Raw genomic sequence first — 12,912 nt, 5'->3', positions numbered from 1 at the left:
TTGCAAGTTATTTTGGTTTTTTTAGCTAATACTTTACAACCATTGGATTAAAAGGAGTCTTTTCTTTGAGAATAGCGCAGGTTGCATCACTTTACGAACCGGTTCCTCCTCCCCGTTACGGAGGGACAGAACGGATAATTTCTTATTTAACCGAAGAGCTTGTAAAAGCGGGACACGAAGTTTGTCTTTTTGCCAGCGGTGATTCAAAAACTTCTTCTCGACTCTATCCGATTATACCCAAAGCTCTCTGGGAAGATACTCAGCGTTGTGTTAATCCCCAGGTTTACCACGTTCTTTTGCTGGAGGAAGTGCTTAAACATAAAGATCAGTTTGATATTATCCATTTTCATACCGATTTTTTCCATTTCCCTATTGTACGAAGGCTTGATGTTCCCCATCTAACTACTCCCCATGGACGCATGGATTTTCCCGAATACATCCCGTTTTTTCGAGAGTTTCAAGATATTCCCCTTTCGTCCATATCCCATGTACAAAGGCAGGGATTGGCTTTGGCACGCTGGGTAGGGACGGTTCATCATGGACTTCCTTTGTCTCTTTATCAGCTGAGTGAAAATCCTTCTGATTATATCGTTTTCTTGGGCAGAATATCTCCCGAAAAAGGAGTGGATGATGCTTTAGCGATAGCGAGAATGGCAGGATTAAAGTTAAAAATTGCAGCCCGTGTAGGACTGGGAGACGATGCCTATTTTGAAAAACTTCTGCCTGAGTTCAAAAAGAAAAACATCGAGTATTTGGGAGAAATCACCGATAAGGAGAAAAACGAACTTTTGGGAGGAGCTTTGGCCCTGCTCTTTCCTGTCTGTTGGCCAGAACCTTTTGGGCTTTCCATGATTGAAGCCATGGCTTGCGGCACTCCCGTCATCGCTTACCCACAAGGATCAATTCCCGAGGTTGTTGATCATGGAATCACGGGGTTTATCGTTCAAAATGTTCAAGAAGCGGTTAATGTTTTAAGCCAGATCCATACCTTTAACAGAAAACAATGTCGTGAGAGGTTCGAAAAGCGATTCTCAGCACAAAAGATGGCAGAATCCTACATTTCCCTCTATCAGAAGGTTATTGCCGAAAAAAGAAAATAATCTTTTTTTGTCCCCTTCCTATCGCACTGCATGATGATAATTGATTGGCAAAAAGCGTATTGCTTTAATTTTTTTGGGAGAGGGTTGATTTCTTTTTTATTAATTCAGCTTCTATCAACGTCGAAAACTCCTGGAGGTTAGATGGATTGGTAATTTTTTCTCCATTGATAAAAAAACTAGGATTTCCATCTACACCGACTCTAATGGCAGAAAGACAGTCAGCAAGAATCCTTTTCCGAAGAGGAATGCCTTCTACACCCTGGAGATCTTTTTTAAACTGCTCTACATTTAATCCGAGTTCTTGTGCATAGTGAATAAACCACTCTGTGCAGCTAGACTTGAAAGACCATTCTTTCTGGTTTTTTAAAAGCAAGCTAACCATATCCCAGAATTTTCCTTGCCGGCCAGCTGCTTCAGCAGCCATGGAAGCGGGGAATGCTTCAGGATGGGAAATAGAGGGATTATGACGCATGATCCAGGATATTTTATCACCGTATTTCTTTTTCAGCTCCTGCAGCAGAGGGTAGTAGGCGGCACAAACTGGGCATTCCAGATCCAGATATTCGATAATGATCACAGCAGCGTTTGGTTCTCCCTGTATCCAATCTATAGATAAAGGCCTCAAGATTTTTGCTCTCGCCTCGGCGGACAGCGGAGGAAGAGGGGAAGGGGGAATCGGTTCGGCGTTTGGTTTAGCTCCTGAAATCAGGGGAAAAAGCAAAAAATAAAGGATAAGGGGCAAAAGCCTACTTATAATGAATGTGGTCATATCTTAACAAAAAATTATAGTCAAAATCCCTTTCTTCTTATAAAAAAGAATCCAGTTTAGCCGCTGAATCATGTAAATTTAGATTTTCTATGAGCTTACAGGAATTTTTCGATATCATAGAAAAAAACGATAGTCCACCCGAATTTCTTTCTGCTGCCCTTCAAGCCCTGTTTTTTGAAAAAAAGGGCAATTGGCAAAAAGCCCATCGCATTGTGCAGAGTCATGAGGATAAAGATTGCTACTGGGTTCATGCTTTTTTGCATCGCAAAGAAGGAGATATTCCAAACAGCCAGTATTGGTATTCAAGGGCGGGAAAACAGCCAGGGGAAGATTTCGACTCGGAGTGGAAAACCATTGCTTTATCTTTGATCAATAGGAGTTGAAGGGAAGGGGATAAACAGTTAGGTTGAATTCCAAATTCGATACTCTCCAATATGGAAATATTGGTAAGCATTGGTGACGCCGCCTGGGTGTTGGGCGTATCGATTGTGACGCTGCGCTTCTGTGAGGCGACGGGCAGACTGGCCGCCGAACACACGGCGAGGCGGCCATCGCCGCTATGACCTGGCCAAGATCAAGCCTGAACTGTTCAGTGCCGAGGCGGACGCGTAGCGCCGGACCGAGGGCTATTCATGCCTGTCCAGCCACGGTTAGGAAGATGACCTGAAGCGGCAAAAACAAGTGCTGGAACTTTATTGTGACCGTCAAGGATGGACGTTTGAGGTCATTGCCGATCTGGATTGGGCCATGAACTACCCCAAGAAGAGGTTGAAGCGTCTGCTAATGCAATCCCTATAGGCCAAGTTGGACGACTCGTCATCACGCATAAAGATCGGCTACTACGCTTCGGCGCGGAACTGGTCTTTGCCATTTGCGAGGCAAAGAATGTTAAAATGGCCATTTTCAACTAGGGCGAGGAGACGACCTTCGAGGAAGACTTGGCCAAGGACGTACTGGAGATCATCACGGTGTTCAGTGCTCGGCTCTGCGGCAACGTTCATGCAAGAACTGGAAGCTGTTTGATGGCGTGAAGAAAGTGGTTGAGGAGGCACAGGCATGCTGATGACTTACAAAATTGCCCTTGACCCCAACAACACGCAGGCAACCTACTTTGTCCGTACCGTTGGCACTGCGCCGACAGCTTGGGTGCCATAAAGCGTGAGCGTTTCTCTTGGATGCAGAACATCAGCAAATGCTCCTTGCAGATGGAGATCATATAGCTAGGCGAAGCATTCAAGAAACTTTTGGGTAGGGTGGGCGAAAATCCCAAATCTTAGGAAAAAGGCCGCGACGACCACTTTATCCTTACCAACGAGCACTTTTTCGGTAACGGCTGCCGCATCCGCATCTCTCTGCTTGGATGGGTGCGTATGCGCGAGCCGTTCCATCAGACTTACTCATTCCTGCTCAAACAGCAACAAAGTTGATTACATTCACTCCCGAACCAGCAGCGGCAGAATGTCCATTTTAAAACCGCACGCCAATTCGATCTGGATGTCCTTCAAAACGTTAAGGGTTGCCTTCCGCAGCGGCCAGTCGGCCACATCCTTGAAGATCTCAAAGTCAGTTGGGCGAACATGACCTGCTTCTTGGGCCAGGTAGCCCCAAAGGACGGTCTTTACCTCGTCCATGGCGGACGCGGTAAGGACGATGGCCTTTCCGTCAGTCGCCGCCTGATCGCCACCGATGGCGACCTGGACGCCGAATTTCCGGCCCAGAGTGCTGGCCACGATGGGTAGCGCGCTCGCTCGATGGGTTGATGATGTTTCATAGACCCTCCGCAAGGAAACCCCTGACTTTATTCTGGGGAGGAATTGTGCCGAAAAATCTGGTGTACAATACTGGCATTTGCGTTCAAGTTGCTGGGTAGCCAAGTTACCAATCCATCGGTACAATTCGCATCCCTGGTTGCTGCAAGGCGGGAGCAAAAGAATGAGTTTCCGCCGAGGTGCAGGTATCAGCGGATTGCGGAGACGTCTCCTCAAGGGCGACCGTAAACATGCCTGATGTTCAGTGGATAGCCACAATTTCCATCGAGAATAAAGCATTCGACTTCAATCGAGGGTTGTTTACTGAATACATGGCACTTGTAGGTACCATAGTCGGGATGTTCGGTGTTGTGACAGCTTGGCACTTGTCATGGCTACAGGTGGGCAGTCTTTTCTTTGGTCCACTTGTGATTATCGGAGTCATACATACAATGGGCGCGGGAGTCCAGAAAAAATTCTTAAGCAGGTCATAGCCAATGCCTGTAGCCGTAATTTATATCGCAGTTGCAATATTATTCATTGGGGCTGCGCCTTTGCCATATGGCTACCACATGCTCCTGCGCTTTGTGATAACAGGGGTGTTTGCGTGGGCTGCACTCGTAAGTTACAATCGTAAAGACCAATCTCTTCCGTGGGTCTTTGGGCTACTCGCGAGTCTTTTTAACCCAATCGTCAAAATTCACTGCCAAAAGAGTTTTGGGCATTTATCGACATTTGTGCTGGGTTGTTCTTGCTGCTAACCAAAAGTCATGTATAGCAGGCTGAAAATGAAGACACCTAACCACACCATCAACTCGGACGTGCAAAAGCATAATAAAGCGGCGCTTTTACATACCGGTTATGGTGGACGTTAGCCGTTACATGATACCTTCAAGTTATCTTTGCCATTGCCACCGACGTTGCCAAGTACGAGTGCACTCGATGCGCTTTGTCGGAGGCTACAATACATGGTTTCCTTCCTGTTCGGCATCCACATCCACGGATACGGGATCTACCTCTATCTAAATTAGCAGGGGATCGATACCACGATGCCAGTCTGGAAAGCCATATTTCAGATGCTCGGGGTCTTTGGCGAATTTGAGTGGGCCATGATCCGGGAGCGGGTGCAAATGAGCCTCGCCCGTGCTAGGGCGAACGGTAAGACGCTAGACCGCCCACAGACCGAGAAGCGGACAAGGAAGCGGCAATCCAGGCGTCTCTTGTTGTCGGGATGAGAATCTTGAAGGCAGTGAAGATAAACGGCTTGGGCACGGCGATCGTGCAGCGGATCAAGGCCGCCATGCTCGGATAGGGGTAATTGTGGACTATGGGATCACGGATGTTTACCGACCCATGTAACGAGCCAATCCAGCATTCTCATCACGATGGAGGCGAGTCGTTCGTTTCGTTCGATGACCGGCACAACCCATGGCGACAACGTGTAATAGCAGCTGATAAAAGTGCGCCCTAGTTTTGAGGGTGCCAGCGCCCTATCGCGCCAAGTGCGCAGTGCATTGGTTTTAGGGGAATCGGGTCCGTATACAGCCGTGGCAATGAAGCAGTCGTTCTTTGTGTTCGATGATTGAGTATTTTTCATGGTCTGCAGAACCGCTTGGTTAGGGCTGGATGGCGCTTGTGTAAATGTCTTGCTTGGGGATAACGTGCCGCTTTTCTTGCGTATTCCCTCCAATATTTCTCTATTTTTATTGGGTGATATCATTGATGTGCTCGATAAGCGGAACTTAGCCTCCAATTCACTGATTATACAAAGTTGATTAGCTTGCGTGATGCTGATAGCCAAATGAGTGTATTGATATTTGCGATTTTCGTATGGAGGTTCCATGAGGCCAACTACACTCACCCATTTTCCGATCCAACTGCGATTAGGTTTCTGTGCGTCAGGTTTTTGTGCAAGTGCAGATAGACCTTCGGACCAGATGCTGATTCTGACGCTTTTCCCTTGCCATGGTCCAAAGTTAACAAAAACATAAGGCTTTCTGTGGCGAGTTGATCCAGTTTTAACCTCGACGATTTTTCCAATTAGCTCTATTCGATCGCCTACATGTTGAAGGCAGAGGGCGTAATTTGTAGCATCTAAAACGGGAAAGGGAGGAATATATGGCCTTGGACCAAGAGGAGCGATGGGCGGTTTCGAGATGACTGGTTGAGGTATATTTTTATAGGTGATGAACTCCTCGAGTGTTGGAATCTTCTCGAACGGGCTTTGGCAAATGGTAGCAAAGTTTTTTGCGTCTTGAGAAAACTTGGGGAGTGCAAACAGCTTGTTGAAAATGTCTGATTGCCTTGGATCAATAAAATCATTTGCTTTAAACAGTATAGCGTCACCGCTAGATTGCGTTTTGCCCCACAATTCCGGACATTCCTCTAGCACTCGAAGTGCGAGATCGATAGAGATGAAAGAAAATCTGTCGAGTCGATAATCCCATGAGTTACTAGTGCGCTTTGGATGCTGGAAATTTCGGTGCCCGAGTTCAGTACTTCCAAGTGCTTTTAGGTCATCGACATACATACCGTCGTAGTCAATGAGTTGCACAGAAAGACCGCCGTTAGCAACCATGACATTGCCAGGTTGTATATCGCCGTGCGCCAAATGATGATTTTCCAAGTAGCTGGAAAGGGATCGAAGAGATAATCTCAACTGTTGTAATTCCATTGGATTTCGATATCGTTGTTCTAAAAATTCCCCTAGGGTCTTACCACTCGCCCATGCCATTTTGACAATAGGGAATACTTTACCGTTGACACGTACACCTTGAGTCTGGAACTCGAAATCGAGGAAGTATCGGGAGCGTAACGATTTGAGCCTTTGAGAAATAGCTTTATAACGCTGCTCGAGAGCATTCGATTGCTTGTGGAAGCATCGAACAGCGTATCGGGCGCTCGCAGTCGTGATGGTGTAGGTAAGTGCAAAGCCGCCGCACAAAGCGAGCGGTAAACCAAGATAGGTTGTCGCAATAGTACCCTTCTTGAGCTCAGGGTCAATAAGAGCGGTTTGGGGGTTTTGTAACGTCTCGTTGTACTGCTCAAGGGTAGGGTAGTTCATCATTATCTATCGCGTCGAAAGCGAGCCTCACTAGCGTCGTGTCATCTATCCGCATGTTCTCAGATTGACGTTCTTGTAGCACGAGTGATTCGAAATCCGAAATGTCTCTTATCTTGGTCAGTACGCGCCACTTATGATTACCTTCTTGTGCGGCTCGGAGGAACCATTCCCCAATAGCATCTGTCATGCAGAGAACAACAGGAGCTTTTCTGTTCATCAAGGACCAAGTTTTGTAATAGCGGGTAGAAAAATCTGGAGATGAGAAGAAGTCATTGAGCGCGGCGTTGGTGCTGAACAGTTCGGGACGCTGCTGGAACTCCTCAGCCCGCCTGTAGGGAAAGGAATCAATCAAATCATTACCGTCTAAAAACACTGCTATGCTGTCGCCAACACTGAAGATGCTTATTGAGTTATGCTCAACAAGCTGTTCGATCCCCAAAAGGGTTGCAAAGCTTCCCCGATCGAAAGCTGCCTGCTGTGACCAAGACATCTGAGCCGGGTTAAATTGGGTCTGATAGTCCGAGATGGCGCTATCAAGCCATGTTTTGTCTAATTTAGGGTTCTGGACGAAGCGGGCCGTAAGTAGCTTTGCCCACCTCTTCGAGTCGAACGACTCTGAAGCACCGTCGCTTACTGCAATTCGCCCTATGTCGCTTCTTCGTAGTTCGAGAACGTCTTCATTGACGTCGGGAAACGAAGGCTCCTTTGGTACCTGCTCTGCAAAGACCACCCGCATGTGCTTGTTCTAGACTAACTTAGCGCAGTTGTGAGGCACGCGTACCAATATCGAAAAACTCCACGATCTGTACGATATCCCCGTTGAACATGAAGCCTCGGGACTCCGTGCCTACCGTATAACCTCTCTCTTGGGCATATCTAATGAGGTGCGCTGGAAGTTGACTTGACATTCGAAACAGAAGCTTGGCATAGGCGTCTGGTAGCCCCATTTCGGAGGCCGGAAACTCAATAGGATTTGCACCAGAGGTGCTGACGTGCAAGTTGTACGTTAGGAGAGAACCATCGTTTGTCTGAATCTGGCGAAGCTGTGTGGTGAGTTCTTCCGGGTCTCCGTCGGTGGACTCTCCGTCCGTAATGTGTAGAACGGTCGGCGGATAGCTGTTTGGGTGGGAATCACACCAGGGTACAAGCTCTTCTACAGCTTTTGTGATCGCTAAACACATCGGTGTCCCCCCACTCGCATGAGGCTCAAACCAAACTGGGAACTTCACGGATTGTTCGATAATACCTCCTGCCCCATCGTCCATTTTCTTCTTGCGCTCCTCGATGCGCAGCGGGGATTTTTCTATAGCAGAGATCGGATGCATAACGGATGATCCGAGCATGCCCTGAAAGGCGTTATAGACCCCATTACCGCCATACCCAATTACTCCGATCTCGAAGTAATCCCGGACTCCTTCGGCCTTAGTGCAGCGGATGATCAGGCTAGCAAGTGTTCGGTTTAGTACATCGGCTACCTGCTCCGCTTTTGATTTACATGATGACATCTGATCATTCATCGATCCGGATTGGTCGATTAGAAATAGAAACGCGGTCGGATTACTGCGGTTAATTTCTGCTGTGTACGCCATGTCATTTTCCCTTCAGATAAAGATAAATTCGTATTTAATCATTTTTTTTCCCAAAAAGCAAATTTTTTTTATATCAATTTCCCTTCAGATAAAGACGATTTTCTAAATCTAATCTAGTGCATCTGGCGCATCTTGTGAAAGTTATGGAGGCATGTGCCCTTTTTGGGGAGGGTAGTAGTTTCAAGTCCTCGTTGAACTTGAATTTTCGTCAGGAGACCATTTGTGTGGTCTAGGTGCGGCTTTTTGAGGTGTCAGCGTCAATGAATAGGCGTATAACAACTGGTTCCACGAAACCGGCTACGCTCGCGCATGAACTGGAAAGTTAGCCTGCCTGTGCATCCAACGTGGATAAGTGTAACACTCCCAATCCCCTTCAAGAGATGGCATCTAGTATAGGATGCGATTTGCTTCCGATTTTTGTCTTAGATACTGGATGTCCTTACTGTACTCCCATTGGCTCATACGTTGATAATGATGTCGTCCGGCGCGCTATCGGCGAATGCCGTTCGGGTTTATGACAAAAAAGCCGGGGAAACCACGTCCCTTACCAGGGACGGATATTCCCCGACAAGGGGTTGGCGGACAAGGTGCACTAGCGGATCAGTCTGAACAGTCGGGCAATGAACGCCAGTGCATCCTGGTTGAGAAAGATCACGGCGAACAGAATCGCCGTGAAGTAGAGAGTGAATTTGCGGTCTATGCGTTCGAAACTGGCGTCGATTTTACACAGCTTTCCGTGCAGGTCTACAATTTCGTTCTTGAACGATGAGATGCGCCGGTCCAACCCAGCAATCTCGCCTTTGATCTCGGCGATGTCTGCCTTTGTGGCCAAATTGGCAAAAACGAACTCGCTCAGCGCCTCCGGTTCGGCTTGTTTTCTAGACATGCCTTTCTCTTCGAGGTGGAGGTTGAGCGAATCGAACACAGGTATAACTATCAGTTTACTCTCCTTCTAGGCAGGGGTGGGCGTTTGGTGGTAATCTATTGGTGGATCCACCTTGTCGAGCCAATCCCATGATGATCTACCACGGCAACAAAATCTGCATGACCCGCAAGGAACTGGCTTTTTTTATCAAAGAAACTAGTTGGAGCAAACCACCTCGTACGGTTGAAGAATACAACCAGGACCTTCGAGGAGGTATCCGCCTCTCGAAATTGGAGCCAGGGTTGTTCAAGAAGGTCACTGGATTGACGGTAAAGGACTTTGAACTACTCGTCAGCCTGGGGGTGTTCAACAGCGCCCTGATGAACGATGCGGTGTATAAATTCAAGCGCTACGAAGCCCCAGCCTTGCCTACACTTGCATTAATAAGCATGAGGGAGAAGACATCGGGCTTTATGATACGGTACTTCGTCGCGTAGACTGCTAGGCTACAACGTAGTTGACATTCGTTCCATCAGACTTACTCATTCCAGCTCAAACAGCAACAGAGCTAACTTCCTTCTTTATCGAGACCGGTTTTACTTCGGCCTTGTGACTGAATCCAGAGCCTTTCTCTCTACAGGCTTGACCTCCGGCGTGTGTCACGAGCCGGTCATGCCCCTTTCCGCGTCGATAACGGCAGCACATCGATCGCCTACCCGCACGCGGAGCACCTCTTAGCTACTGGCGAAGAACCGATCCGCCACAAGCACCAAGCCGCCGTGCCGTTCGGCCTTGTATTCCAACTTTCACCGGAACTCGAAAAAGCCCATGTTGGCAATGGATTGGGCCAGATGGCGGTTTCTGCCTCTCCCACGCGCATTCAGTACCTCGATGGCGGTGGTGTGTAATCGCCGGCTGAGGCTGGATATAAGCTTGTGCAGGGCCTCCTGTCGTATGTTTGGCGATGCGGGCGTGAAGCTGCGCAAGCTTAATGCGCACCTTCGCCCGGTTGCGCGAAAGACGGCGCAAGAGCCTGCAAAGACTCTTGAGCAGGGCCGTGTGCGGCCTTGGGGCCGGGGAGGGTCTCTCCCGTCAAGAGCTTCGCCTGGGTCACAATGCCCAAATCCACCCCAAACCATGCCTTTGTTTTCATCGCGGTGTCGCAGCGGGTCTTGGCTGTCCACGGTGATGCTGACAAACCATATATCCGCAACATGGAAGATAGTGGAGGACAGGATTTTGCCCGCGAAGCGCAACGGTTTTGTTTAGAGCGTAATTTGTAAGAAGGGATGAGCCGGATCTATGGCCTGGATGTGAGGAATGGGAAGTTTGGAAGAAAGGATCTTATTTTTTACGGTCGTTTCGGCCAGTTCTACGCGGTTACAATCTTCACTCAAATGAGCCAAGAATAGGTTTTTAACTCCTTCCCTGGCCAAGTCACAGGCGATTAAAGAACTCGCTTCATTGGAAAGATGCCCGTGGCGAGATAAAATTCTTTGTTTTACTGACCAAGGTCTTTTCTTGTCCGCTTGTAGCAAGTTCATGTCATAGTTGGATTCCAGAATTAAGGTATGAGAGCGGATAATCTTTTCTTTCACTAATTTTGTGATGTAGCCGAGGTCTGTGAGAAGTCCAATCGTTCCATGTCGGTGATGGAAGAGAAGCCCTACGGGATCAGCTGCATCATGGGGCACGGGGAAGCTTTCGATTTCTATCTCATCCAAGAGAAATCGACTACTCGACTCAAAAGGCTTCCAATTCACTGCTTTATCTTCCCATCCCATTGCTTTTTTCAACGATTTCCAAGTAAGGGTGTTGCAATATAAAGGCAAAGGCAGTTTTTTTAACAAGACAGGTAGCCCAGCGACATGGTCGGCATGTTCATGGGTAATAAAAACGGCTGTTATGGACTCAAGAGAAATGGCTAACCTAGAAAGATGATCAAGGATCTGTTTGCACCGAATTCCAGGGTCTATAAGAACACGGGATTTTTCAGTTTCCAACAAGTAACCGTTGCCTTTGCTTCCACTCGCTAGAACGCTCAGCCTGACCATTTTTTTGACTATTTCATTTCAACTTTTTTTTTGCGAGAAAAAAAAGAAAAAAATAAATTGGCCTAGAAAATGCTTCATATTGGAATAGAATAAACTGTGTCAACATCGTTAGGACTTTATCAATCGATTAAGTTGCATCAGGCGTTGTCGCCTCAAATGCAACATTCTTTAACTATTTTGCAAGCTCCTGCTGTTGAGCTGTCTGCAATTATCCAGCAGGAGTTGTTATCCAATCCCCTTTTAGAAATGTCTGAAGACAAGCCTTTGGGAGGACAATCTATCGAAGGGTTACTCCAGGAAAAAGAAAAATGGTATGACTATTTGGGACCGAATTTTGAGGGATCTCAAAGATCGACTGAAGATGAAAAAAAGAGGCAGTTTTTTTTCGATTCCCAGGTTGTCCCTGAATCCATGGTTACGGAACTTTCTAAGCAACTTTCTTTGGTTTGCACCGACAACACCCTTTTGGAAGCCGCTCATTACATCATTGGTAATTTAGATGACAGGGGATATTTAAACACTGAGTTGGAAAACATCGCTCATGAACTGGGTTTGCCTTATGGTTTGGTGGAAAAAGCTTTGGAGCTTGTTCAATCTCTTGATCCCCCAGGTATAGCTGCGAGAAACCTTTCTGAATGCCTTTTGTTACAGCTCAAAGCCTTGGGAAAGGAAAACTCTTTAGAGTTTCGTATTGTTAGCGAGTATTTAACTCTGCTAGAAAAGAAAAAATTATCTGAAATAGCAAAACAATTAAAAGTAAACCTTAAACAAGTCCAGGAAGCGGTTGAGTCCATTCGTTCCCTTAATCCCTTTCCAGGTTCGAAGTATCGGGGTGATGAGAAAGAAAAGATAATCCAGGTAGATCTTATTGTTGTTAAAGAAGCGGGAAGCTGGAAAGTTTACTTCAACGAAGAGGTAATACCTAGGTTGCGTATTAATCACTATTATGAGAGTCTGCTCAGTCAACAGGATAAAGATCCCTATTTAAAAAATTATTTGAAAGAAAAAAAACGTTCGGGGCTTTTCTTGATTAAGTGTTTGAAGATGAGGGAAAGTACTCTTTTAAGGGTTGCCGAAGCGATTATCCAAAGCCAGGAGGATTTTTTTAATTTCGGCCCTCATTCCTTGAAACCCTTGACAATGAGCGAAATAGCCAAAAAGATCGATGTGCATGAAACGACGGTCAGCCGTGCCATCGCTAATAAATATATAAAAACCCCTCACGGTATATTCGAACTTAAGTATTTTTTCAATTCAGGTTTTCAAAAGGAGACTGGGGAGTTTGTGGCCAATCAGATCGTTAAAGAAGCCATAGAAAGGCTCATCCGCAACGAAGACCCAAAATCTCCTTTATCCGATCAGCAAATAGTTGCTCTTCTAGCTAAAGAGGGAATAAAAATGGCTCGACGAACCATTGCTAAGTATAGGGCTCATTTAAAAATCTTACCGAGCCATTTACGTCGGACAAGCTAAAGATTAGCTCACTTCCTGATTAACCAGAAAACAAGGCTTAACACAATACTGATTAAAATGGAGGTAGTGAGAGGAAAATAGAAAGTGAAATTCCCTTTTTCAATTTTAATGTCACCAGGCAATTTTCCTATCCAGCCTTTGCCAAATCCAAATCCGATGAGTAGTCCCACAATGACAAGAAAAACTCCTAGAAAAACAAGAATTTTCCCTAATTCCTGCATAGCTACTAAAAAATAGAATAGAATACCGA

General features: G+C 46.6%; 17 protein-coding genes and 2 pseudogenes. 10 read left to right on the top strand and 9 right to left on the bottom strand.

What is annotated here, in order from left to right; all coding sequences use genetic code 11:
• Nucleotides 1–65: 65 nt before the first annotated feature.
• Complete coding sequence (locus IT6_RS03555; RefSeq protein ID WP_206827857.1) at nt 66–1,100, top strand: glycosyltransferase family 4 protein; 1,035 nt, start codon at nt 66–68, stop codon at nt 1,098–1,100.
• Nucleotides 1,101–1,164: 64 nt separating this feature from the next.
• Here IT6_RS03555 and IT6_RS03550 read toward each other — a convergent pair whose 3' ends face one another.
• On the bottom strand, nt 1,165–1,869 hold the full coding sequence (locus IT6_RS03550) for a DsbA family protein (RefSeq protein WP_206827849.1): 705 nt from the start codon (nt 1,867–1,869) through the stop codon (nt 1,165–1,167).
• An 89-nt stretch (nt 1,870–1,958) separates the two neighbouring features.
• On the opposite strand from IT6_RS03550, the gene IT6_RS03545 reads away from it, so the two are divergent.
• The 3 genes and pseudogenes from IT6_RS03545 to IT6_RS10635 all read left to right on the top strand — a co-directional run bounded on the left by IT6_RS03545 (nt 1,959) and on the right by IT6_RS10635 (nt 3,024).
• Nucleotides 1,959–2,252 (top strand): hypothetical protein, encoded by a 294-nt coding sequence (locus tag IT6_RS03545; RefSeq protein ID WP_206827847.1) that lies wholly within the window; start codon nt 1,959–1,961, stop codon nt 2,250–2,252.
• Between the two features lie 51 nt (nt 2,253–2,303).
• Nucleotides 2,304–2,932 (top strand): annotated as a pseudogene (locus IT6_RS03540) (IS607 family transposase).
• Nucleotides 2,926–3,024 (top strand): helix-turn-helix domain-containing protein, encoded by a 99-nt coding sequence (locus tag IT6_RS10635; protein ID WP_390881572.1) that lies wholly within the window; start codon nt 2,926–2,928, stop codon nt 3,022–3,024. The pseudogene IT6_RS03540 and the gene IT6_RS10635 overlap by 7 nt, the downstream one beginning before the upstream one ends.
• Nucleotides 3,025–3,089: 65 nt before the next feature.
• Here the strand turns inward: IT6_RS10635 and IT6_RS03530 are convergent, their stop codons facing one another.
• Together IT6_RS03530 and IT6_RS03525 are read right to left on the bottom strand one after the other, a co-directional pair.
• A complete protein-coding gene (locus IT6_RS03530) occupies nt 3,090–3,257 on the bottom strand; it encodes a hypothetical protein (RefSeq protein WP_206827835.1) in 168 nt (55 codons plus the stop codon).
• 45 nt (nt 3,258–3,302) lie between these two features.
• Nucleotides 3,303–3,599, bottom strand: coding sequence for a hypothetical protein (locus tag IT6_RS03525; RefSeq protein ID WP_206827833.1), 297 nt, complete (start codon nt 3,597–3,599; stop codon nt 3,303–3,305).
• A gap of 218 nt (nt 3,600–3,817) precedes the next feature.
• Here IT6_RS03525 and IT6_RS03520 point away from each other — a divergent pair, with 218 nt between their 5' ends.
• The 3 genes from IT6_RS03520 to IT6_RS10625 all read left to right on the top strand — a co-directional run bounded on the left by IT6_RS03520 (nt 3,818) and on the right by IT6_RS10625 (nt 4,852).
• Complete coding sequence (locus IT6_RS03520; RefSeq protein ID WP_206827831.1) at nt 3,818–4,111, top strand: hypothetical protein; 294 nt, start codon at nt 3,818–3,820, stop codon at nt 4,109–4,111.
• A 3-nt stretch (nt 4,112–4,114) separates the two neighbouring features.
• The gene (locus IT6_RS10630; protein WP_390881571.1) at nt 4,115–4,378 is read left to right on the top strand and encodes a DUF6804 family protein; all 264 of its coding nucleotides are present in this window, start codon (nt 4,115–4,117) and stop codon (nt 4,376–4,378) included.
• A gap of 288 nt (nt 4,379–4,666) precedes the next feature.
• Complete coding sequence (locus IT6_RS10625; RefSeq protein ID WP_206827829.1) at nt 4,667–4,852, top strand: recombinase family protein; 186 nt, start codon at nt 4,667–4,669, stop codon at nt 4,850–4,852.
• A gap of 98 nt (nt 4,853–4,950) precedes the next feature.
• On the opposite strand, the gene IT6_RS03510 is transcribed toward IT6_RS10625, so the two are convergent.
• From IT6_RS03510 to IT6_RS03495, 4 genes are all read right to left on the bottom strand, one after another.
• Nucleotides 4,951–6,684 carry a CFI-box-CTERM domain-containing protein gene (locus tag IT6_RS03510; protein WP_206827827.1) on the bottom strand — a complete coding sequence of 578 codons (1,734 nt, stop codon included), beginning with the start codon at nt 6,682–6,684 and terminating at the stop codon, nt 4,951–4,953.
• Entirely contained in the window at nt 6,662–7,417 is a 756-nt protein-coding gene (locus IT6_RS03505; RefSeq protein ID WP_206827825.1) for a hypothetical protein, read from the bottom strand. Before IT6_RS03505 ends, IT6_RS03510 begins: the two co-directional genes overlap by 23 nt.
• Before the next feature lie 19 nt (nt 7,418–7,436).
• Entirely contained in the window at nt 7,437–8,270 is an 834-nt protein-coding gene (locus IT6_RS03500) for a vWA domain-containing protein (RefSeq protein WP_206827823.1), read from the bottom strand.
• Between the two features lie 592 nt (nt 8,271–8,862).
• Nucleotides 8,863–9,156, bottom strand: coding sequence for a hypothetical protein (locus IT6_RS03495; protein ID WP_206827821.1), 294 nt, complete (start codon nt 9,154–9,156; stop codon nt 8,863–8,865).
• Nucleotides 9,157–9,416: 260 nt separating this feature from the next.
• On the opposite strand from IT6_RS03495, the pseudogene IT6_RS10620 reads away from it, so the two are divergent.
• Both IT6_RS10620 and IT6_RS03485 read left to right on the top strand, forming a co-directional pair.
• Nucleotides 9,417–9,640: pseudogene (locus tag IT6_RS10620) on the top strand (restriction endonuclease); the annotation flags it as partial.
• A gap of 151 nt (nt 9,641–9,791) precedes the next feature.
• On the top strand, nt 9,792–10,043 hold the full coding sequence (locus tag IT6_RS03485) for a hypothetical protein (RefSeq protein ID WP_206827817.1): 252 nt from the start codon (nt 9,792–9,794) through the stop codon (nt 10,041–10,043).
• 357 nt (nt 10,044–10,400) lie between these two features.
• On the opposite strand, the gene IT6_RS03480 is transcribed toward IT6_RS03485, so the two are convergent.
• Nucleotides 10,401–11,189: an MBL fold metallo-hydrolase gene (locus IT6_RS03480; protein ID WP_206827815.1), complete on the bottom strand. Its 789-nt coding sequence runs from the start codon at nt 11,187–11,189 to the stop codon at nt 10,401–10,403.
• 96 nt (nt 11,190–11,285) lie between these two features.
• Between IT6_RS03480 and rpoN the strand changes: the two genes are divergently transcribed.
• Complete coding sequence (gene rpoN, locus IT6_RS03475; RefSeq protein ID WP_206827813.1) at nt 11,286–12,662, top strand: RNA polymerase factor sigma-54; 1,377 nt, start codon at nt 11,286–11,288, stop codon at nt 12,660–12,662.
• Nucleotides 12,663–12,670: 8 nt separating this feature from the next.
• Here rpoN and IT6_RS03470 read toward each other — a convergent pair whose 3' ends face one another.
• Nucleotides 12,671–12,883, bottom strand: coding sequence for a DUF2905 domain-containing protein (locus IT6_RS03470; RefSeq protein WP_134439452.1), 213 nt, complete (start codon nt 12,881–12,883; stop codon nt 12,671–12,673).
• Between the last annotated feature and the right edge of the window lie 29 nt (nt 12,884–12,912).

Source organism: Methylacidiphilum caldifontis, assembly GCF_017310505.1.
In the GTDB taxonomy this organism is placed as follows: domain Bacteria; phylum Verrucomicrobiota; class Verrucomicrobiia; order Methylacidiphilales; family Methylacidiphilaceae; genus Methylacidiphilum; species Methylacidiphilum caldifontis.
The sequence above is the reverse complement of the archived record's forward strand: the minus strand, read 5'-3'. Positions and strand labels throughout refer to the sequence as shown.